The organism is Micromonospora sp. NBC_00860, assembly GCF_045207375.1.
GTDB lineage: Bacteria > Actinomycetota > Actinomycetes > Mycobacteriales > Micromonosporaceae > Micromonospora > Micromonospora vinacea.
In genome coordinates this window covers 2,663,668-2,689,158 of record NZ_CP108825.1, presented here as the reverse complement: position 1 = coordinate 2,689,158, position 25,491 = coordinate 2,663,668, and the positions used below count along the sequence as shown (strand labels likewise).

Sequence of the window (25,491 nt, the reverse complement as noted above, 5' to 3'; positions counted from 1 at the left end):
GCGATGGGTGAGCGGGTGCTGGTCGGCCCGCCGGCCGTGTCGCTCGCCGACTACGCCGAGCGGGCCCGGGCCGTGCTGCCGCCGGAGGTGTGGGACTACCTGGCCGGCGGCAGCGCCTCCGAGGTGACCCTGGCCGCGAACCGTCACGCCCTGGACCGGGTGGCGGTGCTGCCCCGGGTGCTGCGCGGGGTGGACACCGTCGACCTCGGCACCCACCTGCTCGGCCGCCGGTACGCCATGCCGGTCGGGGTGGCGCCGATGGCCTACCAGCGGCTGGTGCACCCGGACGGGGAGCTGGGCCTGGCGGCGGCCGCCGGCGCGGCCGGGATCCCGTACCTGGCGAGCACGCTGGGCAGCACCCCCATCGAACAGGTCACCGGGGCGGGCGCGGACGTCTGGTTCCAGCTCTACTGGCTGCGCGACCGGGCGCTCGTCCGCGACCTCCTGGACCGGGTCGTCGCGGCCGGCTGCCGGGCGCTGGTGGTCACAGTGGATGTCCCGGTGCTCGGCCGACGCCCCCGGGACCTGCGCAACGCGTTCCGGCTGCCGGCCGAGGTGGTCGCCGCGAACCTCCCCGACGGTCGCGACGCGCTGGCGCACTCCGGCGCCCCCGGGGTGTCCGCGATCGCCGCGCACACCGCCGCGTCGTTCGCGCCGGCGTTGCGCTGGGCGGACCTGGCGTGGCTGCGCGAGCAGGTCGACCTGCCGCTGGTGGTCAAGGGGCTGCTGGACCCGCGCGACGCGACCGAGGCGGTACGGGTCGGCGCGGACGCGGTGGTCGTCTCCAACCACGGCGGGCGGCAACTGGACGGCTCCCCGGCGAGCGTCACCATGCTGCCGGAGGTCGTCGACGCGGTCGGGGACCGCTGCCAGGTGCTGCTGGACAGCGGCATCCGGGGCGGCACCGACGTGCTGCGGGCGCTGGCGTTGGGTGCGGCCGGGGTGCTGGTCGGCCGGCCGCTGCTCTGGGCCCTCGCAGTCGGTGGCGAGTCGGCGGCCCGGGACGCGTTGGCGCTGCTCGTCGCCGAGTTGACCGACGCGCTCACACTGGCCGGCTGCGCCGACGTGGTGGCGGCCGGCGAGCTGCGCACCCTCGGGGTGGGCTGAGGGGTGGCCGCCACCGAACCGGTCGACCTGAGCGTCGCCGACCTGCACCCCGCGCTGGGCGATCCGGCGCTGACCTCGATGAACTTCCTCAACGAGGTGTCCGAGCGCTACCCGGAGGCGGTGTCCCTCGCGGCCGGCCGGCCGTACGAGGAGTTCTTCGACCTCGCGGCGGTGCACCGGCACCTGGAGACCTTCCACCGGCACCTCGTCGACGACCTAAGGCACCGGCCCGAGCAGGCCCGGCGGCTGCTGTTGCAGTACGGCCGGACCAAGGGCATCGTGCACCACCTGATCGCCCGCAACCTCGCTGTCGACGAGGGGATCACCGTCGACCCGGAGGACGTCGTGGTGACCGTCGGCTGCCAGGAGGCGATGTTCCTGGTCCTGCGGGCGTTGCGGGCCGGGCCGACGGATGTGCTGCTCGCGGTCGCCCCGACCTACGTCGGGCTCACCGGGGCGGCCCGGCTGGTGGACCTGCCGGTGTGGCCGGTCGCCGGTGGGTCGGCCGGGGTCGATCTGACCGACCTGGCCGCTCAGGTACGCCGGGTCCGGGCGGCGGGGCTACGACCGCGCGCCTGCTATGTGATGCCGGACTTCGCCAACCCCTCCGGGGTCAGCATCGACACCGCCCACCGGCAACGGCTGCTGGACCTGGCCGCGCAGGAGGATCTGCTGCTGCTGGAGGACAACCCGTACGGCCTGTTCCACACCGACGACGGGCCGCGGCCGCCCACCCTCAAGGCGTTGGACACCGGACGGCGGGTCGTCTACCTCGGCTCGTTCGCCAAGACCGTGCTCCCGGGCGCCCGCGTCGGGTACGTGGTCGCCGACCAGCGGGTGGCCGGCCCGGACGGGCGGGTCGGCCCACTCGCCGACCAGCTCGCCATGATCAAGAGCATGGTCACCGTGAACACGTCGCCGATCGCGCAGGCGGTGATCGGCGGCCGGCTGCTGGAGCACGGATGCAGCCTGGTGGCCGCGAACACCCGGGAGCGGTCCGCGTACACCCGGAATCTGCGCCACTTGGTGGCCGGCCTCACCCGGCGTTTTCCGGCCTTGCCGGACCAGTCGGCCCGGCCCGACCAGCCGGCGGTGCGGTGGACGGTGCCGGCCGGCGGGTTCTTCGTGGTGGTGACAGTGCCGTTCCCGGTCGACGACGCGTTGCTGGACCGATCGGCGCGCGACTACGGGGTGCTGTGGACGCCGATGGCGCACTTCTACGACGACACCGCGCCGGTGCACGCGTTGCGGTTGTCGGTCAGCGCTGTCACACCGGAGCAGATCGACGTCGGGCTGGACCGGCTCGCGGCGCTGATCACCGACGAGCTGACCCGTCGGGCGGGTTGACACACCGCGTTCATCGGATGGCAATGCGCGACGACCCGCCTGCCGCCGTCCTGGGTGGACGGTCATAATAAGCCGCATGGTTGCCTGGGAGTACGCCCTGCTCGTCCGCCGCTATCAGGGACAGGGCCGCAATTTTCACGTCTCGTTCGTCTGGTACGCGCCGGACGGGTCACGCAAGGACATCACCGCCTACGGCGACACCGCCATCGCGCATCTCAACCGCGCCGGCCGGGAGGGGTGGGAGCTGGTCTCCGCGGCCGAGGACGTCAACAACGTCCAGGGCAGCACCGAAGTCCACCGCTACCACCTGAAGCGCCCCATGGCCTGACTGTCGCACCCCTGCGTCGATCATGGAGTTGTGGTGGTGGACGAAAGTCGCGCACCAGCCCGGATCGGGCACCACAACTCCATGATCGACGGGAGCGGAGGCTAGCTCAGGTCGATGCCGGGGTAGAGCGGGTACGTGGCCAGCAGGTCGGTGGCCTGCCGGGCGACCTTGTCGGCCAGGCCCGGGTCCAGCGTGTACTTCGCCTTCGACGGGGTGCCGTCGGCGTTGGCGCCGGCGGTGGTCTGGGTCAGCACGGTGTGGATCAGCTCGGCGGTCTGGTCCATCTCGGCGGTGCCGAGGCCCCGGGTGGTCAGCGCCGGGGTGCCGATCCGGATGCCGGACGTGTACCAGGCCCCGTTCGGGTCCTGCGGGACCGAGTTGCGGTTGGTGACGATGCCCGAGTCGAGGAGGGCCTGCTCGGCCTGCCGGCCGGTGAGCCCGTAGCCGGACACGTCGATCAGCACCAGGTGGTTGTCGGTGCCGCCGGTGACGAGCTTCGCGCCCCGGCTCAGCAGCCCCTCGGCGAGCGCCTGCGCGTTGTCGACGATCCGCTGGGCGTAGTCGGCGAAGTCGGGCCGGCGGGCCTCGGCGAGCGCGACAGCCTTGGCGGCCATCACGTGCGGCAGCGGACCGCCGAGCACCATCGGGCAGCCCCGGTCCACCTGGTCGGCCAGCTCCGGCTGGCAGAGCACCATGCCGCCGCGCGGACCGCGCAGCGACTTGTGCGTGGTGGTCGTGACGATGTGCGCGTGCGGCACCGGGTCGAAGTCGCCGGTGAACACCTTGCCGGCCACCAGGCCCGCGAAGTGCGCCATGTCGACCATGAAGGTGGCGCCGACCGAGTCGGCGATCTCCCGCAGGATCCGGAAGTTCACCTTCCGGGGGTACGCGGAGTAGCCGCCCACCAGGATCAGCGGCTTGAACTCGCGGGCGGCCTCGGCCACCCGGTCGTAGTCGATCAGGCCGGTCGCCGGGTCGGTGCCGTAGCTGCGCTGGTCGAACATCTTGCCGGAGATGTTCGGCCGGAAACCGTGGGTGAGGTGGCCGCCGGCGTCCAGCGACATGCCGAGCATCCGCTGGTTGCCCAGCTCGCGGCGCAACGCGAACCAGTCGGCCTCGGTGAGGTCGTTGACCTGACGGACCTGGGCCTTCTTCAGAGCGGGGGACTCCACCCGGTCGGCCAGCACCGCCCAGAACGCGACCAGGTTGGCGTCGATACCCGAGTGCGGCTGCACGTACGCGTGCGCGGCGCCGAACAGCTCCCGTGCGTGCTCGGCGGCGAGCGCCTCGACGGTGTCGACGTTCTGGCAGCCGGCGTAGAAGCGGCGGCCGACGGTGCCCTCGGCGTACTTGTCGCTGAACCAGTTGCCCATGGCCAGCAGGGTCGCCGGGGAGGCGTAGTTCTCGCTGGCGATCAGCTTGAGCGACTCTCGTTGGTCGGTCAGCTCGGCGCCGATGGCGTCGGCGACCCGCGGCTCGACAGCCCGGATCACCTCAAGGGCACTCCGGAATGCGGTGGATTCGGCGTTGCGGGACATGCGACCTCCAACAGACGTGCGGGAAGGCCCAGGCGCTCGGCAAACGTCCACGTGACGAGGCCGCTCCCCGATGGTTCTCCATCCCCACGCGCCAGTAACGGCCCGGGCCGATCCTACCGGGCCGGAACCGGCCGTTCGGGCCACCCTCCGGGAGGCGACCCCGCCGACGTGATTGGGCGTTGCGTCGCGGGGCACACGGTAGGTGACCACCGCGCCGTCAAGGGTGCGGCCAGGGTTCGCACAGAAGGAGTCGAGAACATGACCACACCCACCTCCGACCGGCCGCTCGCCCTGGTGACGGGGGCCTCCAGTGGGATCGGATACGAGCTGGCGGCGCAGTTCGTCGAGCACGGCTTCGACGTGGTGATCGCGGCCGAGGACGACGGCATCGAGCTGGCGGCACAGAAGCTGCGCCGCGACGGCGGCCCGCAGATCTGGTCGGTCCGCGTCGACCTGGCCCGCGAGCAGGGCGTGACGGAGCTGGTGGCCGCGGTCACCGCGACCGGACGGCCCCTGGACGCGCTGGCGCTCAACGCCGGTCGCGGAGCCGGTGGCGCCTTCGTCGGCGGCACCGACCTCGCCGACGAGTTGGAGATCGTCGACCTCAACGTGCGCTCGACTGTGCACCTGGCGAAGCGGCTGCTGCCCGGGATGGTCGAGCGGGGCACCGGCCGGGTCCTCTTCACCTCGTCGATCGCCTCCACCATGCCCGGGCCGTTCCAGGCGGTCTACAACGCGTCGAAGTCGTTCGTGCAGTCCTTCGCCGAGGCGTTGCGCAACGAGTTGAAGGACACCGGCGTCACGGTGACCTCGCTGATGCCCGGGCCGACCGACACGGAGTTCTTCGACCGGGCCGACATGGAGGACACCCGGGTGGGCTCGGGCAGGAAGGACGACCCGGCGAAGGTCGCCGAGCAGGGCTTCGAGGCGATGATGAGGGGTGATCAGACGATCACCGCCGGTTCGCTGATGAACAAGGTGCAGACCGCCGCCGGCAAGATCATCCCGGACAAGCTCAAGTCCGAGCAGCACCGCCGGATGGCCGAGCCGGGATCGGGCAGCTGACCCGTGGTGCACGACGAAGGGCCCGGCACGATGCCGGGCCCTTCGGTGTGAGCGGGTGCCTCAGGCCGTCACCGCGTCGAGCGCCTTCTTGATCGCCTTCGGGGCGGTGGGGGTACGCGGCGCGTCAGCGCGCAACGCGATCATCTTCTCGCCGATCTCCTGGAGCTGCTTACGGCCCAGCGCGTCGCGGACCTTCGGGAACCACTCCTGCTCCTCCTCCTCCTCGACGTGGTGGGTGACGTTCTCGATCAGCACCGTCGTCTTGGCGTTGAACCGCTCGTCGTCGGCGTTCATGCCGGCCAACTCGGCGCAGAGCACGTCGGCGACGTGGTGTTCCTCGTACGACTCGAGGATGTCGTCCTCCAGGTCGGGCAGCAGCCGGCGGACCTCCGGGTACATCACCTCGTTCTCCAGATAGGTGTGCACGGTCAGTGCCTCCAGGATCTGGTCCACCAACTTCTGCCGCTGGCTCGCCGGCCCCTCCTCGGCGTCCTGGAAGGCCTTGAACAGGCGGCGCATCTCCTTGTGGTCCTCTTTGAGCAGGACGATGGCATCGGTCGACACCGGTATGACCTCCCTGAAAAATGTCGGCTGGTGCGGTTCCGGTACCCCCACGCCGAATCCGGAAACAGGTGAAACCGTCTCAGACCATCGCCAGGGTGCGGGGGATCTCGTCGAGCAACTCCCGGGCCAGAAAGCCGATCCGGCCGTAGCGGGGGATCAGCCGCTGGCCGCTCACCGAGTGCGCGAACGAGCCCCAGCAGGCCGCCTGCGCCGGGTCGGCACCCCGGGACAGCAGCCCCGCCAACAACCCGGCGAGCACGTCCCCGCTGCCGGAGGTGCCCAGCCCGGCGTCGCCGCTCTCCTCCCGCCAACCCCGCCCGTCCGGTGCGGCCACGTGCCCGTACAGCGACACGACCGCCTCGTACCGGGCGGCCAACTCGGCAGCCTCGGCGTCCAGGTCGTCGCCCGGGTCCCGCCCGAGCAGGTGCCCGGCCTCGGTGACGTTGGGGGTGAGCACCACGGGCCGACCCGAGCCGACCAGCAGGTCCGGTGCGTGGCTGAGCGCACCGAGGGCGTACGCGTCGAGCACCAGCGACGTGTCCGGACGGGCCGCCTCCAGGACCAGGCTCAGCAGGCGGTTGGTCTCGTCGATCGCCTTCAGGCCGGGGCCGAGCGTCACCACGTCGGCCTGTGCGACCAGGTCGCCGAGCTGCCCGTCCCGGTCGGCGGCCACCGCGCCGTCGGCGGTCTCCGGCAGCCCGACCACCAGCGCCTCGGGCACCTGGATGCTCAGCGCGGCGGCGGTGGACTCGGCGGCGGCCAACTGGAGCACCCCGGCGCCGGCGCGCAACGCGGCCACCCCGGCGAGCAGCACCGCGCCCGGCGTGAAGCGGGAACCGCCGACCACCAGCACGGTGCCGCGGCTCTCCTTTCCACCGGCCGGCACCGGCAGCGCCCAGTCCCGCAGCAACGCCGGGGTGATCACCTTCACCTCAGACCGGCTCGGCATGGATCTCGTCCTCCCTGGTCGGCTGGGCGCCCTGCTGACGCAGGTGCTCGACGTGGTTGAAGGCGGTGAGCGCCAGTCGGTCCTCGCCGTCGGCCGACCACTCCGTGATCGAACAGTTGGCGATCACGTCCTGCCGGGTGAGCGCCATCAGCTCGTCCTCGGTCAACCCCTCCACCAGATAGCGAAGCAGGAAGACCAGCGCGTCGTGGCCGAAGAGCAGCACCCGGCACCCCTCGTGGTCCCGGCGCAGGTCGCCGAGCAACGTCCGCAACCGCAACGCCACGTCCGTCCAGGACTCCCCGCCCGGCGGCCGGTAGTAGAACTTGCCCAACCGCTCCCGACGGTCGGCCTCGTCCGGGTACCGCCGCCGCACCCCGTGCCCGGTCAGTCCGTCGAGGATTCCCAGCTCCCGGTCGCGCAGCCGCTCGTCGCGGTGCACCGGAATGTCGGTGCCGGCCAGCGCCAGCCGGGAGGTCTGCACCGCGCGCAGGTACGGCGACACCACCGCCACGTCCGGGCGCTTCGCGTCCGGAAGCTCGGCCAGCCAACGGCCGGTCGCCCGAGCCTGGTCCTCGCCGGTCGCGGAGAGCGGCACGTCCGCGTCGCGGTGGGTGAGGTCGATCAGCTCCGCGCCCGACGCCTCGGCGTGCGTCGCCGCGACGTTCGCGGTGCTCTCGCCGTGCCGGACGATCCAGAGGGTTGCCAGTTCGGCCATGCGGCACCCCTACCCGGGCGCCGCCGACGGTAACCGTGTCCGGTCTCCGCTGTCGGGTTCGGGGCAGCGCCGCGACCTGGTGATGCGAAACAATGTGCCCGGACAGCCGACGGGGGGTCGACATTGACTGTCTTGCGAGGTCTGCGGGAAGCGCTTCTGTTGTTCGTGATCGCCGGGGTGCTGGTCGCGGTCGCGGTAGGGATCTGGGTGGCGGTCGCCGGCGGCGATTACACCACCCGGCTGGGCATCGCGTTGATAGTGGTAGGCGGGCTCCTCGGTGTGACGGGTGATCTGACGATGAGTCGGATCGGCATGCTGGGCCCGCGCGCCGTCTTCGGCGCCGCAGGGGAGCGCGAGACTGCCGGCGGCGGGCGGGTGCTCACCGGGGTCGGCATCTTCCTCTTCGTCGGGCTGCCACTGATCGTGGTCGGCGTGCTGCTGCTCACCTGACCGAGCGCATCATCGCTGCCGCGGAAGACAGCTCCCCGGCGCCGCGCCAGTGTCCGTTCGGTGGCCGTACGGCGCGCTTGTGCGTCGTACCCTCAGGGCGTGGCGACGGCGGCGGAGGAGATCCAGGTGGGGGAGCGGCTGGTCCGCGTCTCCAGCCCCGACAAGCCGTACTTCCCGGAGCGTGGGCTGACCAAGCTGGACGTGGTCCGCTACTTCCTGGCGGTGGGCGACGGCATCCTGCGGGCGCTGCGGGATCGGCCGACCATGCTGGAGCGCTGGCCCCGCGGTGTCTTCGAGGGCGCGACGATCGCCACCCGGCAGACCAACCGGGGCGACGCGTTCTACCAGAAGCGGCTGCCGGCGGGCGCGCCCGAGTGGGTGCGCACCGCGCACATCACCTTCCCCAGTGGCCGTACCGCCGACGAGGTCGCGCCGAGCGAGTTGGCAGTGGTCATCTGGGCCGCCAACCTGGGCACCCTGCGGTTCCACCCATGGCCGGTCACCGCCGCCGACGTGGAACGCCCCGATCAGCTGCGCATCGACCTGGACCCGATGCCCGGCGTCGGCTTCGAGCAGGTGGTGCCGGTGGCGCACGAGGTGCGGGCGTTCCTCGCCGAGCTGGGCATGACCGCCTACCCGAAGACCACCGGTGGGCGGGGCCTGCACGTCTACCTGTCGATCGAGCCGCGGTGGAGCTTCGGTGACTGCCGTCGGGCGGTGCTCGCGCTGGGCCGGGAGATGCAGCGCCGGCTGCCGGACCTGGTCACCACCACCTGGTGGCGCGAGCAACGGGACCGGCCGGTCTTCGTCGACTACAACCAGATGGCCCGGGACCACACGGTGACGTCGGCGTACTCGATCCGTCCGACGCCGGCCGCGCTGGTCTCCGCGCCGCTGGACTGGTCGGAGCTGGACCAGGTCCGCCCCGAGGACTTCGATGTGCTCAGCATGCCGGCCCGGTTCGCCGAGCGCGGCGACCCGCACGCCGGCCTGGACGGTGACCGGCACTCGCTGGAACCGCTGCTGGAGCTGGCCGACCGCGACGGGCTGGAGGCCCCGCCGGAGCGCTGAGCCCGGCGCTCACGCCCAGGGGCTGCCAGCACCGTCGAACTCCTCGAAGACCAGCCAGGTGCGGGTGGACAGCACCCCGGGAATGCCCTGCACCCGGCCCAGCACCACGTCGCGCAGCGCGGCGTTGTCCGGCGCCCGCACCAGCGCGAGCACGTCGTGGTCACCGCCGAGCAACGCGGCGTGCTCGATGTAGCGCACCTGGGCCAGCTCGGCCGACACCTCCCGCCAGGTGTTCTGCTCGATGGTCAGGGCGATGTACGCCGACGTGCCCAATCCGGCCGCCTCGGGCGCCACCTGGGCCCGGAACCCGGTGATCACCCCGTCGCGCAGCAGCCGCTCCACCCGCGCGTACGCGTTGGTGCGGGAGATGTGGATGCGTTCGGCCAGGGTCCGCACCGACGTCCTACCGTCGCGGACCAGCTCGTCGAGGATCCGCCGGTCGACCTCGTCCAACGCTCGGGCCGATCGTCCCGATCCCGCGCCCCGGCTCGCTTCGTCGGCGGTCTCCTGGCTCACTGCTGGGCCCTCCGCATGCCAACCGTCCCGCCTTCCGTGTCGATCTTGAGTCAATCATCCACAAGCGGAAGCATAGGCTCACCACACGTCCCAGGAGGTTCCGCCGTGACGACCACTCCCCAGGCGGTCCGCAGGGCATCCCCGCGCACCCGTCGAACGGTCACCCCGCCCGACCCGGCGCGCTCGTTGCTACCGGACGCCGAGCCGGTCCGCCTGCTCGCCGAGAACGGCACGCCGCTGCCCGCCCGCGCCGACTACCCCGAACCACCCGCCGAGGTGCTGCGCGAGCTGTACCGCCGGATGGTGCTCGGCCGGCGCTTCGACACCCAGGCGACCGCCCTGACCAAGCAGGGTCGGCTCGCCGTCTACCCGTCCTCGCGAGGCCAGGAGGCCTGCCAGGTCGGCGCGGTGCTCGCGGTCCGCGACACCGACTGGGTCTTCCCCACGTACCGCGAGTCGATGGCGCTGGTTGCCCGGGGCATCGACCCGGTCGAGGTGCTCACCCTGCTGCGCGGCGACTGGCACTGCGGCTACGACCCGACCGAGGTGCGCACCGCACCGCAGTGCACCCCCCTCGCCACCCAGTGCGTGCACGCCGCCGGGTTGGCGCACGGCGAGGCGTACCAGGGTCGCGACACTGTGGCACTGGCCTTCATCGGCGACGGCGCCACCAGCGAGGGCGACTTCCACGAGGGCGTCAACTTCGCCGCCGTGTTCAAGGCGCCGGTGGTCTACTTCGTGCAGAACAACAAGTACGCGATCAGCGTCCCGCTGTCGCGGCAGACCGCCGCGCCGTCGCTGGCCTACAAGGGCATCGGCTACGGCGTACCCAGCGAACAGGTCGACGGCAACGACCCGGTCGCGGTGCTCGCCGTGCTCACCCGCGCGGTCGCCCACGCCCGGGCCGGCAAGGGGCCGTTCCTGGTCGAGGCGCACACCTACCGGATGGAGCCGCACACCAACGCCGACGACGCCACTCGCTACCGCGACGGCGCCGAGGTCGACGCCTGGCGGGACCGGGACCCGGTCGCCCGGCTGGAGACCTACCTGCGCGCCCGCGGCGTGCTCGACGACGCGGCGGTCGCCGAGATCGCCGAGCAGGCCGAGGCGTACGCCGCGGACCTGCGCACCCGGATGAACGAGCAGCCCGCTGTCGACCCGCTGAGCCTCTTCGACCACGTCTACGCCGAACCCACGCCGCAGCTGATCGAACAGCGTGAGCAGGTCCGCGCCGAGCTGGCCGCCGCCCACGCCGAGGAGGGTGACGCCTGATGGCCACCACCATGGCGAAGGCGCTCAACGCGGCGCTCGCGGACGCGCTCGCCGCCGACGACCGGGTCGTCGTCTTCGGTGAGGACGTCGGCGCGCTCGGTGGCGTCTTCCGGATCACCGACGGCCTCCAGGCCCGCTTCGGTGAGAACCGCTGCTTCGACACCCCCCTCGCCGAGGCCGGCATCGTCGGCTTCGCCGTCGGCATGGCCATGTCCGGCCTGCGCCCGGTGGTCGAGATGCAGTTCGACGCGTTCGCGTACCCGGCGTTCGAGCAGATCGCCTCGCACGTGGCGAAGCTGCGTAACCGCACCCGGGGCGCGCTGAGCGTGCCCATCGTCATCCGCGTTCCGTACGCGGGCGGGATCGGCGGAGTCGAGCACCACTGCGACTCGTCCGAGGCGTACTACGCGCACACCCCCGGGCTGAAGGTGGTCACCCCGGCGACCGTCGACGACGCGTACTCCCTGCTGCGCGAGGCGATCGAGGACCCCGACCCGGTGGTCTTCATGGAGCCCAAGAAGCTCTACTTCGCCAGCGACGAGGCGTCCCTGCCGACCCGCACCGAGCCGTTCGGGCGGGCCGTCGTGCGGCGGCCCGGACGCGACGCCACACTGGTGGCGTACGGGCCGGCGGTGCCTGTCGCGCTGGAGGCCGCCGAGGCCGCCCGGGAGGAGGGGTGGGACCTGGAGGTCGTCGACGTACGCACGATCGTGCCGTTCGACGACGCCACCATCACCGCCTCGGTCCGGCGTACCGGCCGGTGCGTGGTGATCCAGGAGGCGCCCGGCTTCGCGGGCGTCGGCGCGGAGATCGCCGCCCGGGTGCAGGAGCGCTGCTTCCACGCGCTGCACGCCCCGGTGCTGCGGGTCGCCGGGCTGGACATCCCCTACCCGGCGCCGATGCTGGAGCACACCCACCTGCCCGGCGTGGACCGGGTGCTCGACGCGGTGGCCCGCCTGCAGTGGGACGACCAGCCGGACGCGCGTTGGGCGGCGGCATGACCACCGTCGAGCGGACGCAGGTCTTCCTCCTGCCCGACCTGGGCGAGGGGCTGAGCGAGGCCGAGATCGTCGAGTGGCGCGTCGCCGTGGGTGACGTGGTCACCGTCGACCAGAGCGTGGTCGAGGTGGAGACCGCCAAGGCCGTCGTCGACGTGCCCTGCCCGTACGCCGGCCGGGTGGTCACCCTGCACGGCGCGGCCGGTGAGGTACGCCCGGTCGGCCAGCCGTTGATCACCATCGCCCCGCTGGACGGGGGCGACGAGCCCGCCGGGCACGCCACCTACCGCGAGGAGGAACGGGCCGGCTCCGGCAACGTGCTGATCGGGTACGGCACCGGCCACGGCGGCGCCACCCGGCGCCGGCGTCGACCCCGCCTGGCGGTGGCCCCCGAACCGGCCGACGCCGGCCCGACCGGTGCGGCTGCCGATGCCGCGCCCGCCGCGCCCGCCGCGCCCGCCGCGCCCGCCGCGCCCGCCGCGCCCGCCGCGCCCGCCGCGTCCGGCGACCCGGCACCGCATACTGCCGCCCTGGTCATCTCGCCGATCGTGCGTCGGCTCGCCCGCGAGCACGGCGTCGACCTCGACACGGTGCGGGGCACCGGACCCGGGGGCGTGATCCGCCGCGCCGACGTGGAGGCAGCGCTGACCGCGCCCGCCGCCCGGCTCGCCGCCGTGCCGGACCCGCAGGTCGGGTCGGCCCCGGCCGGCGACGGCGACGTCATCGTCCCGCTCACCGGCGTCCGCAAGGTGATCGCCGACAAGCTCTCCCGCAGCCGGCGGGAGATCCCCGAGGTGACCATCTGGGTCGACGTGGACGCCACCGGGCTGCTGGAGACCCGCGCCGCGATCAACGCGGCGACCCCCGACGCGCCGGTGAGCATCCTGGCCCTGCTGGCCCGGATCTGCCTCAGCGGGCTGCGCCGGTTCCCGCAGCTCAACGCCCGGGTCGACACCGAGGCGCAGCGCATCGTCCAGTCCGCCGGTGTGCACCTCGGCATCGCCGCGCAGACCGACCGGGGGCTGCTGGTGCCGGTGCTGCGCGAGGCCCAGCGACTCACCACCGCCGAGCTGGCCGCCGAACTGGCGGCGACCACCGCCGCCGCGCGAGCCGGCAGCCTGCCCCCGGCCCGGCTGACCGGCGGCACCTTCACGCTGAACAACTACGGGGTGTTCGGCGTCGACGGCTCCACACCGATCATCAACCACCCCGAGGCGGCCCTGCTCGGGGTCGGGCGGATCGTGGACAAGCCGTGGGTGATCGACGGGCAACTCGCCGTCCGGAAGGTGACCCAGCTCAGCCTCACCTTCGACCACCGGGTCTGCGACGGCGGGGTGGCCGGCGGCTTCCTGCGGCACGTCGCCGACTGCGTGGAGCGCCCGGCGCTGCTGATCGCCGCCGTCTGACGCGTACCCCCGGCCCCGGCGCTGCCCGTGCGGCGCCGGGGCCGACGCACGTCCGGCGGTCTCCCGGCGGTGGTGCTCGGGTCGGGTGTCCCGGCGGTGAGGCTCGGGCTGGAGTGTCCCGGCGGTGTGCTCGGGCCGGGTTTCCCGGCGGCTTCACCGGGAAGTCGGCCCCGCCGGAACGCACGAACGCGTCGAAGGGAGCCGACCTGTGGCTGTGGCGAACGAGCTGCTCCTGAACTCGGTCCGGGTACGACGGCCCGCCTCGGCCGGCGCTCCGCTGTACTGCGACGCGCTGGAGTACGGGCTGACCGGTGACGGCTCGACCAACGACCAGCCGGCTCTTGCCGCCCTGGTGGACCGCCTCGGCGCCGGGTACGCGTCCGACGGGCGGGCCCGGGTCATCTACTGCCCGCCGGGCATCTACTCGATCCGGGACGCGGGCACGGTGTGGCGCAGCGGTGTGTCGCTGATCGGGGCGGGTCCGGCGGCGACCCGCTTCATGCTCAGCAACGAGGGCAACCGGGCCGACCCCACCCCGCTGGCCTTCTGGACCACGGTGCAGCACGGCGCCGACCGGGACCGGCACATTGCCGACTGCACCTTCGCCGACTTCCAGATCGACGGCTCCGGCGTCGCCATGGCCGAGTACAACTACCTGGCCAAGGGCCTCGGCCTCCAGTACGTGGTGCGAGGCGTCTTCCGCAACCTCTACATCCACCACACCGCCGCCACCGGGCTGGGCTGCGACTTCCTCCAGGACTCCCTGATCGACGGCGTGGTGGTGGTCGGCTGCGGCCGGCTGGACAACGGCGAGCAGATGGGCGGCGCCGGCATCGGGATCGGCATCGGCGGCTGGGGCACGGTGGAGCGGCTGACCATCGCCAACTCCACCGCCCTGGCCAACGGCACCAACGGCATCTTCCTGGAACTGCAGAAGGACTACTGGCCGCCGCCGCGCGGCTACCGGATCATCGGCTGCCACAGCCAGGGCAACCGCTTCGGCATCTCCGACTGGGGTGCCGACGGCCTGATCGTCTCCGCCTGCACGATGACCGGGAACCTGGAGACCGGGTTCGACGTGTCGGCCCAGGGCACCTCGTCAGTGGCCGGCCGGGGTGGGCTGCTCACCGACTGCGTCATCGACGGCAACATGTGCGACGGGGTCAGCATCGGCAACAGCCCCGGCCCGTACACCGTCCGGGGCAACCGGATCAGCGGCAACGGCCGGCACGGCTATCACGCTCACGACCTCGGGCGCGGCTACCGGGGCTCGATCCGGGACGTGGTGATCGAGAGCAACGAGCTCTGGGGCAACGGCCTCGACGCGATCCGGATCGACCACCAGATGACCGACGCGGTGCTGCTCAACAACCGGATCCGCAACAACGGACGCCAGTACGGCGAGGGCACCGGCGGCACCGGCGACGCCGTCCGCTACAGCGAGCGGTGCCTGGTGGACCGGTCGGCCGACTGGCCGCACGACGGGCACCGGGGCAAGGTCCTGCGGGTCGGGAAGGCCGTGGCCATGGTGGCCTCCAACACCGGCGACGAACTCACCCTCGCCCCGGTCCGCCCGGACGCGTTCACCGCGTGGAGCGGGAACGTGCCACCGCCGGGATGCGGCTACGAACTGGCCGCCGCACCGCAGCTGCGGGCTGGCATCACCATCGACGCGCCGTTCGACTCGGCCACCATCCGGGGCAACCGGGTCTGGGACAACCACGACAACCCGACCCAGACGCACGGGCTGTGGATCACCGAGCGGGGCAGCTGCGTGGACTGCCGGGTCGAGGACAACGACCTGGCCGGCAACGCCGACGAGGGGATGCGACTGGACACCCCGCCGGTGGGCGGACGGTGGCGGGACAACCACGTGGACAGCGACTGGAGCTGACCGGCCACCCGTCGGTGTCCCCGGCGAGACCGGTGAGACCTGAACGACGTGCGGCGGCGGCCGGAGTGATCCGGCCGCCGCCACTGTGTCGGTTTGAGCTGGTCAGCCGGCCAGACCCGCCACCGGGGTCGGGTCCAGCACCACCGTCGCCGAAGCGGACTGCGGCGGTACGCCCGGGTCGGTCGGGGCGTCGGTGTACTCCGCGACGAACACCGCGGTCAGGTTGTCCGCGCCGCTGTGCCCACCGTCCAGGAAGGTGGGGATGGTCCCGGAGCAACCCGTCGAGGTGGAGAGCGGGTGCCCGTGCTCATCGTGCCCGAGCACGTAGGTGACCTTCACCCGGGAGCAGTCCACCGGCAGGTCGTCGGTGACCTTCACCTCGTACGCGACCGTCTGCCCGAACTGGAACGGCTGCCCGGCCTCCGGGGTGACGAACTCGACGACCGGTGCGGTCGGCCCGACCACCAGCGGCAGGGTTGCCGAGGCGGACCGGCCGGTGCGGTCGGTCACCTTCAGCGTCGGCGTGTACGAGCCGTTCTCCGGGAAGGTCCAGCTCGCGTTCGGAGCGGTGCTGTCCACCGAGCCGTCCGCGTTGAAGTCCCACGCGTAGCTCAGCTTGTCACCGTCCGGGTCGGTCGTGCCGGCGCTGGAGAACGCGACGGTCAGCGGAGCCTGCCCGACCGTCGGGGTGCCACTGATCTTCGGGATCGGCGTCCGGTTGCCCCGGACGAAGTCGATTCGGGACAGCTGCGCGTCCGGGTTCTCGGCGAAGTAGCCGTCGCCGTACTCCAGCACGTAGAGCGCGCCGTCCGGGCCGAACTCCATGTCCATCGGGTTGTCCACCACCAGCGACGGCGCCACCGGACGGATGTCCGTCACGTCGCCGTCCTCGTCGAGGCGGAACTCCTTGATGTAGTCGCGGGACCACTCGTAGAACAGCGGGACCCCGTCGTAGTAGGCCGGCCAGCGGGTGCGCGACGTGCTGGTCCCGTCGTAGTCGTAGGCCGGGCCGCCCATCGGAGAGATGCCGCCGGTGCCCAGCTGCGGGAACTCGGCCGAGGGGGCGGCCGCGTACCAGACCTCCGGCTGCTCGACCGGCGGCAGCACGCGCTTGCCGGTGTTGTGCGGTGAGTCGTTGACAGGGCGCTTGCAGTTGAACTTGGCGCCGGACTCGCCGGTGGCGAAGTCGTAGTCGCGGTAGGCGATCGTCGGCGTCACGCAGTACGGCCAGCCGTAGTTCGCCGGCTTGTCGACGAGCATCCACCGGCCGTGACCGGCCGGGCCGCGCTCCGGGTTCGGGCTGGAGGCGTCCGGCGAGTAGTCGCCCACGTACACGTCGTCGGTACGCCTGTCGACGGCGAACCGGAACGCGTTGCGCAGCCCCATCGCGTAGATCTCCGGGCGGGTCTGCGCCGTGCCCGGCTTGAACAGGTTGCCGGCCGGCACCGTGTAACCACCACCGGCCTTCACCTTGATCCGCAGCAGCTTGCCGCGCAGGTCGTTGGTGTTGGCCGAGGTGCGCTGGGCGTCGTACGCCGGGTGGCGGTCGGCCCGCTCGTCGATCGGGATGTAACCGTCGGAGGCGAACGGGTTGGTGTCGTCACCGGTCGACAGGTACAGGTTGCCCTTGCTGTCGAAGTCGATCTGGCCGCCGACGTGGCAGCAGATACCCCGGTCGGTCGGCACGTCGATGATCTGCTGCTCGCTGGCGAGGTTCAGCTTCGTCCCGTCCAGCTTGAACCGGGACAGCCGCAGCGCGCCTCTGAACCGCTGCCAGTCCGCCTCGGTGCCGGTCTCCGGCGCGTCCCCCTCGTTGACGCCGGGGGTCGCCGGGTCGTCCACCGGAGTGTCCATCGGCGGCGAGTAGTAGAGGTACACCCACTTGTTCTGGGCGAAGTTCGGGTCGATGGCGACCCCCTGCAACCCCTCCTCGTCGTGCTCGTACACCGGGATGTCGGCGGCGATGGTGTTCAGCCCGGTGCGCGGGTCGTGGATGCGCACCTCACCGGTGCGGGAGGTGTGCAGCACCCGCAGGTCGGGCAGGACGGCGAGGCTCATCGGCTCGCCCGGGAAGTCGTTCAGTGTCACTTTCTGGAAGCTGCTGTCCGGCGGCGCGGCCGGCGCTGCGGCCGCTGCCGACGGTGGTACGGCCAGACCGGCCGTCACCAGCAGCAGGGCGGACGCGAATGCGGTCCTTTTCATCAGGTGAGTCCCCCGGGGTGGTTTCAGTACCGAAGTGAGGCGAGATAGTCGAAGCCGACGCGAGCGGTGTCCAGGGCGTCGGCGGGGGAGCGCGGCGGGGTGCCCGCGTCGTCACGCTCCACGATGTACTCCTCGATGCCGGCCTCCCGCTCGTGGGCGAAGATGCGGCCGAAGTCGATGACGCCGTCGCCGAGGTCGGCGAAGCCACCCTCGACGTCGAGGTCCTTGACGTGCACCTGGCGGATCCGGCCGCGGTTGGCCCGGATCACGTCAACCGGGTCGTGGGCACCCCGCCAGGTCCAGTAGAGGTCGAGCTCGAAGTGGACCAGTCGGGGATCGGTCTGCGAACTGAGGATGTCGAAGCCGGTCGAGCCGCCGGTCAGCGGCACGAACTCGAGCTGGTGGTTGTGGTAGCCGAAGTCCAGCCCCGCGCGTTCGGCGAGCCGACCGGCGCGGTTCAGGTCCCGGGCCAGGGCCCGGTAGACGGCGGGGTCCCGGATCGGCTGACCGCTCGCGTCCCGACCGAAGTACGGGTGGACGATCTTCTTGCAGCCGACCACGTTGGCGTCGGCGAGAGCCTGCTCCCAGGTGGCCGCGTCGAACGGCTGCGGAATGCCCACATGCCCGGAGGTGGACCGCAGCCCGGCCTCGTCGAGCGCGGCCCGGAACTCGGCGGCGGTGCGCCCCACGAAACCGGCGTGCTCCACCCGCCGGTAGCCGATCCGGCGCAGCGCGTCCAGGGTGCCGGGCAGGTCAGCGGCGAGCTGGTCGCGCAGCGTGTAGAGCTGAATGCTGATCCGGTCCACCGGCACGCGACGCCGGCCAGCGGCCTGCCCGGTGGAGGCGGCGGGCGCGGCGGCGGCCGGGCCGGCGAGCAGGCCGGCGGCGCCGACGGCAGCCGCGGAAACGGTCGCGGCGCGCAGCACTCCACGCCGACTGACCGGCTCGGACGCCGGTGTCGGCCCCGGTCGGTTGAGTTGTTGATCCATGGTGGTGGTCCCTTCCTGACGGCTGGTACGCCGTCGGCGGCGGTCGACCTGACTGCCGTCCGCCGGGCGTGCCGAACCGGCCGGAGGCGGGCTCCGGCTGGACGGTGAGGGACGGCGCGCGGGTGCGGCCCGGACCCATCGGGAACGGAACGCGGCGACCCGGCAGAGGTGGCGGCAAGTTGATCGACGAATGGGCAACCCTCTATCTAGATCGAGACCTTACCCTTGCCCCCGGACGAAGGCAAAGCTTCGTCGCGTTCGGCAGAAGTTTCGCTTCAGATGACAAAAGTCTGCCCACGAGGTGCGCCACCGGGCGTGACCTTCTCCTTCCCTTGCCGGCGCGGCCCGATCCGCCCGGCCTGGTTCGGCCTCGCCCGGACCCGCCCGGCCTGGTTCGGCCTCGCCCGGACCCGCCCGGCCTGGTTCGCCCGTGCCCGCCCTCGCCCGTGCCCGCCCTCGCCCGGCCGGCCTGCCCTCGCCCGGCCTGTCCACCCAGGCGCATGATCCACTCGGGTTCATGGAAGTCGCGGTGTTAGGGCGACTGGGATACCGCGACTTCCTTGAAGTCGAGTCGATGACCTCCCCACGCGACCGATGCCCTGTGCCCGGTGCGCACCGAGCGCACCCCCAGATGCCACCACCCGCCATTCGGACAGTCGACGTCGCGTCGCTCAAGCGGAGCAAAGCGCATGACACGGGTCGGTTGAACCCCTGTTCCGCCAATTGGAACATTGTCGGAAAATGCGCCGGTAAATGCGCCACCGATTATTGCCGAATGCCGCGAATAGCCTCCTCAGGCGGGCAAGAATATGGCGGAGGGAAGTCGAAAACGGGGGGACTGAAACATGACGTCTAGGCGGCGATTGACGCTGTTGGCGGTAACCATCGCAGCGGCACCACTCGTCCTGGGTGCGTGTACCGCCGACCGGGGGTCGGCCACCGGCCCGGCCAAGAAGCACGCCGCCCCACCGGAACTCGCCGTGACACCGGGGGACAAGGCCCGGGACGTCCCGGTCAGCGCCGAGGTGGGCACCGTGGTCAAGGGCGGGCGGGTCACCGGCGTACGCCTCACCGACGACAAGGGCAAGCAGGTCAACGCCGAGCCGCGCGAGGACGGCTCCGGCTGGGTGCCGAGCGCTCCGCTGCAACCACGACGGACCTACACCGCCGAGGTGACAGCGACCGGTGACTCCGGTGCCACCACCACCCGCACCACCACGTTCACGACCATGGCCAAGTCGACCAAACCGCAGATCACCAGCACCCTCTATTTCAACGGTAATCGGACGTACGGCACGGCGATGCCGGTAACGGTGGCGTTCGACCCGGGAATTCCAAAAGAGGCCAGAGCGGATGTCCAGCGCCGGTTGTTCGTAAAGACCAACCCACCGCAGCCGGGCACCTGGTCCTGGCTTGAGGATGGAAGTCAGGTCTATTACCGGGCACCCGATTTCTGGAAGCCGGGTACCACCATCAGCCTCCGGGCCGGTCTGGAGGGTCTGCCGATCGGAAAGGACCGGGTCGGCGACGCCGAGCGGACCGCGACCTCCAAGATTGGACGACAGGTCTCGCTGGAGATCGACAACGCCACCAAGCAGATGACGGTGCTGCGCGACGGCAAGCAGGTCCGCCGGATCCCGGTCAGCCTGGGTAAGCCGAGCACGCCGAGTTCCAGCGGCAAGATGGTGATCATGGAGAAGCACGAGCGGGTCACCTTCGACACCCGGGGTGAGCCGGACGGCGGTTACGTGGTCGACGTCGACGACGCCCAGCGCTACACCTGGGGCGGCGAGTTCATCCACTCCGCCCCCTGGTCCGAGGGGGACCAGGGCAACACCAACGTCTCGCACGGTTGCGCGAACGTGTCCGCCACGGCCGCCGACTGGTTGATGGGAGTGACGCAGGTCGGTGACCTGGTCACCGTCAAGGGCACCGAGGTGGAGTTGCAGCCGGGCAACGGCTGGACCGCGTGGAACGTGAGCTGGGACGAGTTCGCCCGGGGCAGCGCCCTGCCGGTGCCGCCCGGGCTGAAGCCCGCACCGGTCGCTCCGGCGCACCCGGGCGCGGTTGCCGGCGGATCGCCCGCACCGGCGCCCTCGGTCAGCGGTCGCTGACACACCCCTCACGGCAGGACAGGGCCGGCCCGCCACACGGCGGACCGGCCCTGTCGCCGCACGTCACACCAGGGGTACGCGGGCCGGACCGGCCCTGTCGCCGCCCGTGGCTGCGGCCATCACCCCAGGGGTACGCGGGCCACCCCGGAACCGGTCAGGCTGCCGAGCCAGAGCTGGTCGCCGTGCTGGCGTACCCCGGTGATCATCGAGTAGTGCCCGCTCGGACCGTGCAGCGTCCGGCGGACCGCGCCCGTGCCGTCGACCAGGGCGACCAGCCCGTACCGGCGCGGCTGCGGCTGCATCGCGTCGGGCAGCAGGGCGGCGATCTGGCGCAGCCGAGGATGGGGCAGCAGCCGCTCGGCAATCGGCACCCGGGGGCTGGGCAGCGCGATCCAGTACGTCCCGTCACCCACCGAGGCGAGGTTGTCCGGGTACGCGGGCAGGTCGGCGAGGACCCGCACACCGCCGCTCAGTTCGACCCGCAGCAGGCGGTGGGTGCTGGTCTCCACGAGCATCAGCGCCGACTCGTCAGGGGTCAGCGCGATCCCGTTGGGGAAGTACAGCCCGTCGGTCACCACCTCGGTGCGGCCGCTGCCCGGGTGGTGGGCCAGCACCCGACCGTTGGGGCGGTGCTCCAGCAGGTCCCGCTTCCAGTGCGAGACCGGAAACCGGTCGGAGCTGTCGGTGAAGTAGATGGTGCCGTCGCGGCCCACCGTCGCGTTGTTGGCCAGGTGCACCGGGGGTGCCGTTCCGGTCAGTTCGCGTACCGCGCCGTCCGGCGTGACCCGCAGCAACCCGCGGTACGCGTCGCAGACCACCAGGGCCTCGCCGGACGGGTCCAGCTCGATGCCGAGCGGACGGCCCCCGGTCTCGGCCAGCAGCCGGGGTGGGGTGCCAGCCGGCGCGTCGACCGGCCACCACCAGAGCCGACCGTCCTCGTCGCCACTGATCGCCCGCCCGGCGTCGTCGACCAGCACGTCCTCGGGGCCGACGGCGCCGGCGGGAAGGGGCAGCAACTCGGCCTGGTCGAGCCGGCGGTCGGTGGGGGCCCAGGCCCCGGCGAGCGCCGGAGGGCTGGTCGCCGGCTCGCGGACGGGGCGGATCAGCCGGGGCGGACGGGGCCGGGGGATCAGCATCGGCCTATTCTCCACCCCGCTCTGGGTCGACCCCCGGGTTCCGCGCCCGCGCGGCGCGCCGCCCGGGTCCCTGACTCCACCCCGAGAGGGAGGTGGAGCGCCTCGGGGTATGCCCCTGGGCGTACCCGGAATCACTCCGCGGAGGGGCGAAAGTGTCGGTGGTGGCGGCTAGATTTCTGGGCATGGAAGAGCACAGCGACCGGCTCGACGTGCAGGTCAGCGTGGGTGACCGGATGGTCCTCGTGCGGGTGGCCGGCGAGGTCGACATCGCCACGGTGGCCGCGTTCCGGTCCGCGCTGTGGTCCGCGCCGGCCCGCCCGGTGCTTCAACTGGACATGTCCGGGCTGCGGCTGCTCTCCGCCGCTGGCGTTCGCACGCTCCTCGCCGCGCATCTGCGCGTGCGGGCCTGCGGTGGCGAGTTGGTGGTGGTCGACCCGAGCCCGGTGGTGGCGCGGGTGCTACGCGTCAGCGGGCTGCACCGCGTGATGCCGATTCTGGAGTTGACCTCGCCGATCGAGGCGGCGCGTCGCCCGGTGGTCGCGACCACCGATCTGCAACTGGCCGCCTGACCCCGGTCGACGGGGTGGGGCTCCGCCCTTTGAGCCGAGAGCGGGGCCGCCGGCGTGGGCCGGCGACCCCGACACAATCGGTCAGCTCACGCCGAGCAGGTCGACGACGAAGACCAGCGTCTCGCCCGGCTTGATGACGCCACCGGCGCCCCGGTCGCCGTACCCCAGGTGCGGCGGGATGATCAGGCGGCGGCGACCGCCGACCCGCATGCCGGCGACGCCCTGGTCCCAGCCGGCGATGACCTGACCGCCGCCGAGCGGAAAGTCGAACGCCTCGCCCCGGCTCCAGGACGAGTCGAACTCGCCGCCGGTGGAGTGCGACACGCCGACGTAGTGCACGCTGACCAACTGGCCCGGCTCGGCCTGCGGACCGTCGCCCACGGTGATGTCCTCGATCACGAGGTCGGCCGGCGGTGCGCCCTCGATCGGACCAACCTCGGGCTTGCCCGAACGGGCGCCTGCTGCCTGGGTCATGCGGGGATCTCCTGCCGTGTTGGGTGATGTGTCCGGTCATCGTCGATCCTGCCGGATCACCCCTCACCGATGTGCGGCGGACCCGCAACCTGCTCCGGGGCCCTTCTCCGCCGGTCGTCCCACCGCCCGGGCCCGGTGGCGCTCCGGGCGCGGGCGGGACGACGACGCGGCGGGCGTCACCAGTGCTGGTGACGCCCGCCGAGGGGGTGTGCGGTGTTCACCGGAGCCAGGGCGTCCGCCGCACGATCGGCAGCCTCGCCCACAGCCGGCCGAGGCCCCAGGTGTCGCCGGCGTTGACCAGCGCCAGGACCGCCAGCACCGCCGCGTAGATCAGGTGGTCGTCCATGAAGGGGTTGTTCTCCGGAGGCAGGACGGCGGTCCACATCATGACCAGCAGCAGTCCACCGGCCACGGCGGCGACCCGCATGCCGATGCCGAGCAGCAGCGCGACACCGATCCCGGCCAGGCCGACCATGAAGAGCCAGTCCGCCCAGGCGGCACCGGCGATCCCGGCGTAGAGGTCCTTGAACGGGCCGGTCACGCCGAAGGTCAGGAATCCCTTGGTGGGGCTGCCCCCGTTGATCCAGGCGTTCTTCGACTCGGTGGCCATCCCGAGGCCGAACATCTTGTCGATGAAGGCCCAGAGGAAGATCCAGCCGAGCGCCAGCCGGGTGCCGGCCAGGATGTACCGGACGGCCCGCCGGTGAGTGGTGCCGGCTGTCGGAGCGGTGTTCTCGGCGGTGACCCGCTCGATCGTCGCGGTCATGGTCTCCACGTCCCTTCTCAGCTTCGCACCGCGCTTCCCGGTGGCATCTCCAGTGGACGCCCACGGCGTCCTCGGCGGCAGGGCCGACAGACCGCACCTGGTCGGGACCTTCGCCCCCCTCGGGTCCGGTCCGGCGGCCCTGACGAGCGTCGGCTCTCGGTCGTAGCGTCCGAGATGGACCACGAGAGGGAGGCTGGCCGTGATGAGAACCTGGCAGGTGGGTGACGTGATGACCCGGGAGGTCGAGACCGTGGTGGCCGAGACCCCGTACCGGGAGGTCGTCGACGTGCTGTTGCGCCGCGGAGTCAGCGCGGTGCCGGTGATCGACGACTTCCGTCGGGTGCTGGGGGTGGTGTCCGAGGCCGATCTGCTGCACCGGGTCGAGCGCGCCGGTGAGCCGGCACTGCGACGGGTCTTCGAGAGCCGCCGTCGGCGCGGTGCCCGGGGCAAGAGCGCGGCCCTGCTGGCCGGCGACCTGATGACCGCGCCGGCCGTCACCACGGATCCGGAGGCGACGCTGTCCGCGGCTGCCCGGCTGATGGACCGCGAGCAGGTCAAGCGGCTGCCCGTACTGGACGACCTGGGCCGACTGGTTGGCATCGTCAGTCGTGCCGACCTGCTGCGGGTGCACCTGCGGTCGGACGCCGAGATTCGCGAGGACGTGGTGCAGGAGGTGCTTCGCCGGGTGCTCGCCGTGCGGGACGGACTGGTCACGGTCGAGGTCCGCCACGGTGACGTGACCCTGGCCGGCCGGCTGGACCGCCGCTCCGCCGTCGACCTCGCCGGTCGGCTCGCGGGGCAGGTCAGTGGCGTCGTGCGGGTGACCAACGCGATCGCCTACGACGCCGATGACACGGTCTCCGACTCCGGCCAGGTGATGCCGGTCGCCTGAGCGGAAGCTGCGCCCGCCGGAGCCTCAGCCGTTGCCGCTGGGAACCGCCGGATCGCCTCAGTGGGGCCCGACCCGACTTCGGTGGACCGCCCGATGCCGGGTCGGGCGTTCACCTAGGCTCGAAAAGGGCCGGCCGGCCTGGTTGACGGGCGGTGCGCGGTGGTCGATGCGGAGGGCGTCGGTGGCTGAGGCGACGGTCGCGGTCCCACTGTGGGCCTGGGCGGCGGTCGGCGCGGTGATCGCGGTGCTGCTCGCCGTGGACGTGCTCCTGCACCGGGACAACCACGTCATCGAGCTCCGCGAGGCGCTGCTGTGGAGCGCCGTCTGGATCGGTGCGGGTCTGCTGTTCGGGTTTGTCGTCTGGTGGGGCCTCGGTGGTGACCCGGCCATCGCGTACTTCTCCGGCTACCTGCTGGAGAAGGCACTCTCGGTGGACAACGTGTTCGTCTTCGCGCTGCTCTTCGGCTACTTCCAGGTGCCGCCGGGCTACCAGCACAAGGTGCTGTTCTGGGGTGTCGTGGGCGCGCTCGTCTTCCGGCTGCTGTTCATCTTCGCCGGTGCCGAGCTGCTGGACCGGCTCACCTGGGCCGGGTTCGTGCTGGGCGCGTTCCTGATCTGGACCGGTTGGCGGCTGGCCGTCCGCGGGAAGCCGGACGTCGATCCGGAACGCAACGTCGTGGTCCGGCTGTTCCGGCGGTTGGTGCCGACCGACGCCCGCTACCACGGCGACCGGTTCACCGCCCGGGTGGCAGGCCGGCGGGTGGCGACGTTGCTGCTGGTGGCGCTCGTCGCCATCGAGGCCACCGACGTGGTCTTCGCCATCGACTCGGTGGCGGCGATCCTCGCCATCACCACCAACACCTTCCTGGTCTGGACGGCCACCGCGTTCGCCGTCCTGGGGCTGCGCAGCCTCTACTTCTGCCTCGCCGGACTGCTGCGACACTTCGGCTACCTGCGGTACGGGCTCGCGCTGCTGCTGGCCTTCGCCGGGCTGAAGCTGATTCTCGCCGAGACGCCGGTGGGCAAGCTGCCGGTCTGGTTGACCCTGGCCGTGGTGGTGTTGACCCTGGTGGTCTCCATCGGCGCCAGCATCCTGGCCGCCCGCCGCCGCCCCGCCAGCTGAGCCGCC

24 protein-coding genes and 1 riboswitch are annotated in these 25,491 nt (G+C 72.0%); of the genes, 14 read left to right on the top strand and 10 right to left on the bottom strand.

Features of this window, described 5'->3' with window-relative positions:
- Positions 1-3: 3 nt before the first annotated feature.
- From OH804_RS12275 to OH804_RS12265, 3 genes are all read left to right on the top strand, one after another.
- Complete coding sequence (locus OH804_RS12275) at positions 4-1,107, top strand: alpha-hydroxy acid oxidase (protein ID WP_406065149.1); 1,104 nt, start codon at positions 4-6, stop codon at positions 1,105-1,107.
- 3 nt (positions 1,108-1,110) lie between these two features.
- Positions 1,111-2,454 (top strand): PLP-dependent aminotransferase family protein, encoded by a 1,344-nt coding sequence (locus tag OH804_RS12270; protein ID WP_406065147.1) that lies wholly within the window; start codon positions 1,111-1,113, stop codon positions 2,452-2,454.
- Between the two features lie 67 nt (positions 2,455-2,521).
- Complete coding sequence (locus tag OH804_RS12265) at positions 2,522-2,782, top strand: hypothetical protein (RefSeq protein ID WP_091397680.1); 261 nt, start codon at positions 2,522-2,524, stop codon at positions 2,780-2,782.
- Positions 2,783-2,883: 101 nt separating this feature from the next.
- On the opposite strand, the gene OH804_RS12260 is transcribed toward OH804_RS12265, so the two are convergent.
- On the bottom strand, positions 2,884-4,320 hold the full coding sequence (locus OH804_RS12260) for a glycine hydroxymethyltransferase (RefSeq protein WP_196922982.1): 1,437 nt from the start codon (positions 4,318-4,320) through the stop codon (positions 2,884-2,886).
- A gap of 19 nt (positions 4,321-4,339) precedes the next feature.
- Positions 4,340-4,429: riboswitch (ZMP/ZTP riboswitch) on the bottom strand.
- 149 nt (positions 4,430-4,578) lie between these two features.
- Here OH804_RS12260 and OH804_RS12255 point away from each other — a divergent pair.
- Positions 4,579-5,385, top strand: coding sequence for an SDR family NAD(P)-dependent oxidoreductase (locus OH804_RS12255; RefSeq protein ID WP_406065145.1), 807 nt, complete (start codon positions 4,579-4,581; stop codon positions 5,383-5,385).
- Positions 5,386-5,445: 60 nt separating this feature from the next.
- Here the strand turns inward: OH804_RS12255 and OH804_RS12250 are convergent, their stop codons facing one another.
- The 3 genes from OH804_RS12250 to OH804_RS12240 form a co-directional block, all read right to left on the bottom strand.
- Positions 5,446-5,949, bottom strand: coding sequence for a hemerythrin domain-containing protein (locus tag OH804_RS12250; RefSeq protein WP_406065143.1), 504 nt, complete (start codon positions 5,947-5,949; stop codon positions 5,446-5,448).
- Between the two features lie 79 nt (positions 5,950-6,028).
- Positions 6,029-6,898 carry an NAD(P)H-hydrate dehydratase gene (locus tag OH804_RS12245; RefSeq protein ID WP_196922984.1) on the bottom strand — a complete coding sequence of 290 codons (870 nt, stop codon included), beginning with the start codon at positions 6,896-6,898 and terminating at the stop codon, positions 6,029-6,031.
- Entirely contained in the window at positions 6,882-7,613 is a 732-nt protein-coding gene (locus OH804_RS12240; RefSeq protein ID WP_406065141.1) for a histidine phosphatase family protein, read from the bottom strand. Before OH804_RS12240 ends, OH804_RS12245 begins: the two co-directional genes overlap by 17 nt.
- 123 nt (positions 7,614-7,736) lie before the next feature.
- On the opposite strand from OH804_RS12240, the gene OH804_RS12235 reads away from it, so the two are divergent.
- Positions 7,737-8,063, top strand: a complete 327-nt coding sequence (locus OH804_RS12235; RefSeq protein ID WP_406065139.1) for a hypothetical protein — start codon at positions 7,737-7,739, stop codon at positions 8,061-8,063.
- Between the two features lie 99 nt (positions 8,064-8,162).
- Complete coding sequence (locus OH804_RS12230; RefSeq protein ID WP_196922987.1) at positions 8,163-9,134, top strand: DNA polymerase domain-containing protein; 972 nt, start codon at positions 8,163-8,165, stop codon at positions 9,132-9,134.
- Between the two features lie 9 nt (positions 9,135-9,143).
- On the opposite strand, the gene OH804_RS12225 is transcribed toward OH804_RS12230, so the two are convergent.
- Positions 9,144-9,650, bottom strand: coding sequence for an Lrp/AsnC family transcriptional regulator (locus OH804_RS12225; RefSeq protein ID WP_196922988.1), 507 nt, complete (start codon positions 9,648-9,650; stop codon positions 9,144-9,146).
- Between the two features lie 105 nt (positions 9,651-9,755).
- Here OH804_RS12225 and pdhA point away from each other — a divergent pair, with 105 nt between their 5' ends.
- The 4 genes from pdhA (at position 9,756) to OH804_RS12205 (ending at position 15,220) form a co-directional block, all read left to right on the top strand.
- Positions 9,756-10,922, top strand: a complete 1,167-nt coding sequence (pdhA, locus tag OH804_RS12220) for a pyruvate dehydrogenase (acetyl-transferring) E1 component subunit alpha (RefSeq protein ID WP_406065137.1) — start codon at positions 9,756-9,758, stop codon at positions 10,920-10,922.
- Positions 10,919-11,923 carry an alpha-ketoacid dehydrogenase subunit beta gene (locus OH804_RS12215; protein ID WP_406066516.1) on the top strand — a complete coding sequence of 335 codons (1,005 nt, stop codon included), beginning with the start codon at positions 10,919-10,921 and terminating at the stop codon, positions 11,921-11,923. The genes pdhA and OH804_RS12215 overlap by 4 nt, the downstream gene beginning before the upstream one ends.
- Positions 11,908-13,326: a dihydrolipoamide acetyltransferase family protein gene (locus OH804_RS12210; protein ID WP_406066514.1), complete on the top strand. Its 1,419-nt coding sequence runs from the start codon at positions 11,908-11,910 to the stop codon at positions 13,324-13,326. Before OH804_RS12215 ends, OH804_RS12210 begins: the two co-directional genes overlap by 16 nt.
- Before the next feature lie 214 nt (positions 13,327-13,540).
- Positions 13,541-15,220 carry a right-handed parallel beta-helix repeat-containing protein gene (locus OH804_RS12205; protein ID WP_406066512.1) on the top strand — a complete coding sequence of 560 codons (1,680 nt, stop codon included), beginning with the start codon at positions 13,541-13,543 and terminating at the stop codon, positions 15,218-15,220.
- A gap of 102 nt (positions 15,221-15,322) precedes the next feature.
- On the opposite strand, the gene OH804_RS12200 is transcribed toward OH804_RS12205, so the two are convergent.
- Together OH804_RS12200 and OH804_RS12195 are read right to left on the bottom strand one after the other, a co-directional pair.
- A complete protein-coding gene (locus OH804_RS12200; protein WP_406065135.1) occupies positions 15,323-17,422 on the bottom strand; it encodes a PQQ-dependent sugar dehydrogenase in 2,100 nt (699 codons plus the stop codon).
- Between the two features lie 23 nt (positions 17,423-17,445).
- A complete protein-coding gene (locus OH804_RS12195; protein ID WP_406065133.1) occupies positions 17,446-18,411 on the bottom strand; it encodes a sugar phosphate isomerase/epimerase family protein in 966 nt (321 codons plus the stop codon).
- An 845-nt stretch (positions 18,412-19,256) separates the two neighbouring features.
- On the opposite strand from OH804_RS12195, the gene OH804_RS12190 reads away from it, so the two are divergent.
- Positions 19,257-20,525 (top strand): Ig-like domain-containing protein, encoded by a 1,269-nt coding sequence (locus OH804_RS12190; protein WP_196922991.1) that lies wholly within the window; start codon positions 19,257-19,259, stop codon positions 20,523-20,525.
- Between the two features lie 119 nt (positions 20,526-20,644).
- Here the strand turns inward: OH804_RS12190 and OH804_RS12185 are convergent, their stop codons facing one another.
- A complete protein-coding gene (locus OH804_RS12185; protein WP_406065131.1) occupies positions 20,645-21,661 on the bottom strand; it encodes an SMP-30/gluconolactonase/LRE family protein in 1,017 nt (338 codons plus the stop codon).
- Positions 21,662-21,843: 182 nt separating this feature from the next.
- On the opposite strand from OH804_RS12185, the gene OH804_RS12180 reads away from it, so the two are divergent.
- Positions 21,844-22,230 (top strand): STAS domain-containing protein, encoded by a 387-nt coding sequence (locus OH804_RS12180; protein ID WP_196922993.1) that lies wholly within the window; start codon positions 21,844-21,846, stop codon positions 22,228-22,230.
- A gap of 81 nt (positions 22,231-22,311) precedes the next feature.
- On the opposite strand, the gene OH804_RS12175 is transcribed toward OH804_RS12180, so the two are convergent.
- Complete coding sequence (locus OH804_RS12175; protein ID WP_406065129.1) at positions 22,312-22,704, bottom strand: FKBP-type peptidyl-prolyl cis-trans isomerase; 393 nt, start codon at positions 22,702-22,704, stop codon at positions 22,312-22,314.
- Positions 22,705-22,921: 217 nt separating this feature from the next.
- Positions 22,922-23,479 carry a DoxX family membrane protein gene (locus OH804_RS12170; protein WP_196922995.1) on the bottom strand — a complete coding sequence of 186 codons (558 nt, stop codon included), beginning with the start codon at positions 23,477-23,479 and terminating at the stop codon, positions 22,922-22,924.
- 193 nt (positions 23,480-23,672) lie between these two features.
- On the opposite strand from OH804_RS12170, the gene OH804_RS12165 reads away from it, so the two are divergent.
- Both OH804_RS12165 and OH804_RS12160 read left to right on the top strand, forming a co-directional pair.
- The gene (locus tag OH804_RS12165; protein WP_406065126.1) at positions 23,673-24,362 is read left to right on the top strand and encodes a CBS domain-containing protein; all 690 of its coding nucleotides are present in this window, start codon (positions 23,673-23,675) and stop codon (positions 24,360-24,362) included.
- 166 nt (positions 24,363-24,528) lie between these two features.
- Complete coding sequence (locus OH804_RS12160) at positions 24,529-25,485, top strand: TerC/Alx family metal homeostasis membrane protein (RefSeq protein ID WP_406065124.1); 957 nt, start codon at positions 24,529-24,531, stop codon at positions 25,483-25,485.
- The last annotated feature ends 6 nt before the right edge of the window (positions 25,486-25,491 follow it).

Bases quoted from the DNA above. Each gene is read 5' to 3' on its own strand.
- OH804_RS12165 (WP_406065126.1), top strand. From the start codon at position 23,673: ATGAGAACCTGGCAGGTGGGTGACGTGATGACCCGGGAGGTCGAGACC.
- OH804_RS12180 (WP_196922993.1), top strand. From the start codon at position 21,844: ATGGAAGAGCACAGCGACCGGCTCGACGTGCAGGTCAGCGTGGGTGAC.
- OH804_RS12175 (WP_406065129.1), bottom strand. From the start codon at position 22,704: ATGACCCAGGCAGCAGGCGCCCGTTCGGGCAAGCCCGAGGTTGGTCCG.
- OH804_RS12275 (WP_406065149.1), top strand. From the start codon at position 4: ATGGGTGAGCGGGTGCTGGTCGGCCCGCCGGCCGTGTCGCTCGCCGAC.
- OH804_RS12195 (WP_406065133.1), bottom strand. From the start codon at position 18,411: ATGGATCAACAACTCAACCGACCGGGGCCGACACCGGCGTCCGAGCCG.
- OH804_RS12260 (WP_196922982.1), bottom strand. From the start codon at position 4,320: ATGTCCCGCAACGCCGAATCCACCGCATTCCGGAGTGCCCTTGAGGTG.
- OH804_RS12245 (WP_196922984.1), bottom strand. From the start codon at position 6,898: ATGCCGAGCCGGTCTGAGGTGAAGGTGATCACCCCGGCGTTGCTGCGG.
- OH804_RS12185 (WP_406065131.1), bottom strand. From the start codon at position 21,661: ATGCTGATCCCCCGGCCCCGTCCGCCCCGGCTGATCCGCCCCGTCCGC.
- OH804_RS12255 (WP_406065145.1), top strand. From the start codon at position 4,579: ATGACCACACCCACCTCCGACCGGCCGCTCGCCCTGGTGACGGGGGCC.
- OH804_RS12160 (WP_406065124.1), top strand. From the start codon at position 24,529: ATGCGGAGGGCGTCGGTGGCTGAGGCGACGGTCGCGGTCCCACTGTGG.
- OH804_RS12190 (WP_196922991.1), top strand. From the start codon at position 19,257: ATGACGTCTAGGCGGCGATTGACGCTGTTGGCGGTAACCATCGCAGCG.
- OH804_RS12200 (WP_406065135.1), bottom strand. From the start codon at position 17,422: ATGAAAAGGACCGCATTCGCGTCCGCCCTGCTGCTGGTGACGGCCGGT.
- OH804_RS12240 (WP_406065141.1), bottom strand. From the start codon at position 7,613: ATGGCCGAACTGGCAACCCTCTGGATCGTCCGGCACGGCGAGAGCACC.